Below are 1,640 nucleotides of genomic sequence, written 5' to 3'. Positions count from 1 at the left end.
CGGGCTAGAGGGTGGGGTTAACAATTATCAATATGCTCCGAATCCGGTGGTATGGATAGATCCTTTAGGATTAGCAAAAATCCCGAAGGCTGGAAGGTATCACGGACCTAAGCCGCAATATGAAAATCCAGGACATCATGATCCTTCTTCTGGTGTATTCCGGGGTGGCGGTTCTAAAACCTCTATATTGCCATGCAATGCAGCGCAACTTTATAAGAAAGCAATTCCTGATGCCGAAGGAAAACACTGGTATGCAATGGATGAAGGTGGAGTTATTCATCGATTTGGCAACAGTAATGACGGCAAGGTCCACTGGAATGGAGATAGTAGCCAGGGTAGAGGCATAGAAGTGCCGCCGGAAGTTAGGAAGCGTTTCGATAATATGAAAAAGGATGGGTTTTTTAAAGATGGCGGATGTTAATTATGCATAATAGAGAGATTGAATTTCTTTCGGATTTTGAAGTTTTTAAGGCTGGTAACTATGACTATGTTAAGATGTGTTTATTAATAGACGGCTCTGTAGTTGGTGATTTCGATCAGCCTGTGTTATATGGAAGTTTAGAGTTATCAATCTTTGATGTTATTAGTCGGCTTACACGCGTTAATGATATTATTTTTAATAAAAACGCAAACTTGGATGATGTTTTTCATATGCTATATAATGCCGCGTGGAAGGAGGAAATAATTGCTTCTTTGGGAAAAACTGAAGCGAGGTTTAGTATTGTTGATGCTAAGTCCTCTATTGCCATACCTATAGGTATAGAAACGTTTGATGGAGAAATGGCTTTTTATCTGACATTAGGTAAAGAAACTAAATTTATATGGAAGGATTGGTGTACAAAAAATATTAAATCTGTCGCTGTGGATAAAAATTATCTTATTGATTTTTATAAAAAAATGCTTTTCATGATTAAAGCTAAAATTTATCCTTAATTACTTCTACTATTGCTTCGCAGTTGGGTCTCTTTTTAAGCGTTGGAGATAATTTTTATAATCATTTACTTCACTAGCCGAGCTAAAAAGGGCGGCCATCCGTGCATAGAGTTTACAGTTCCAAGTTCAGTGCTTCAGACTTGAGGCAGGTTTTATCGCAACGGGATATTGTACTGAGTTTATAAAGATAAGAAGCTCTTCACGAAGAAGCGAAGGCGCGCAAGACCCAATGGAGCGAGGAGGAATGGGCGGCCTACGTGCAGGCCAACCTGAACAACCCGGACTTCAATCCGCTGCTGACCCCGGCCGAGGCGGCGTCCGACCCGAGCACCTGGGGCGAGAACAAACCCAATCGACTGCGGGTCTGGCAGGAGCACCGTTACGCCTATGACAGTTGGGGCAACTGCATCGAGAAGAAGTCTGGTCCGAACCAGGTGCGGCACTTCGCGTGGGACGCCGAGCACCGGTTGAGCCGGGCCACCCTTCGCAAGAGCAACGGTCGTTTCGTCCATGTCGAGCACTGGGGTTACGACTACGACCCGTTCGGTCGACGCATCGCCAAGTACCGCCTGGACCCGACGAAACCCGAGCGGTGCCGTCCCTGGTTGGACGGTGGCACCACTCACTTCAGTTGGGACGGCAACCGGTTGCTGCTGGAGCGGCAAGGCGAGCGGCAGAGCCTGTATGTATACGAGCCGGACAGTTTC

The 1,640-nt window shown here is 45.7% G+C and carries 1 protein-coding gene and 2 pseudogenes; all 3 read left to right on the top strand.

Annotated features, from left to right (window positions below; translation table 11 throughout):
- A pseudogene (locus OGL92_RS22000) lies at positions 1 to 421 on the top strand (hypothetical protein); the annotation flags it as partial.
- 2 nt (positions 422 to 423) lie between these two features.
- Positions 424 to 933, top strand: coding sequence for a hypothetical protein (locus OGL92_RS21995; protein ID WP_263148001.1), 510 nt, complete (start codon positions 424 to 426; stop codon positions 931 to 933).
- A 257-nt stretch (positions 934 to 1,190) separates the two neighbouring features.
- Positions 1,191 to 1,640 (top strand): annotated as a pseudogene (locus OGL92_RS21990) (hypothetical protein); the annotation flags it as partial.

It is taken from the genome of Pseudomonas sp. RIT-PI-AD (assembly GCF_025642785.1).
GTDB lineage: Bacteria > Pseudomonadota > Gammaproteobacteria > Pseudomonadales > Pseudomonadaceae > Pseudomonas_T.
Note: the sequence above shows the minus strand (reverse complement) of the source record. Positions and strands in the feature narration are given on the sequence as shown.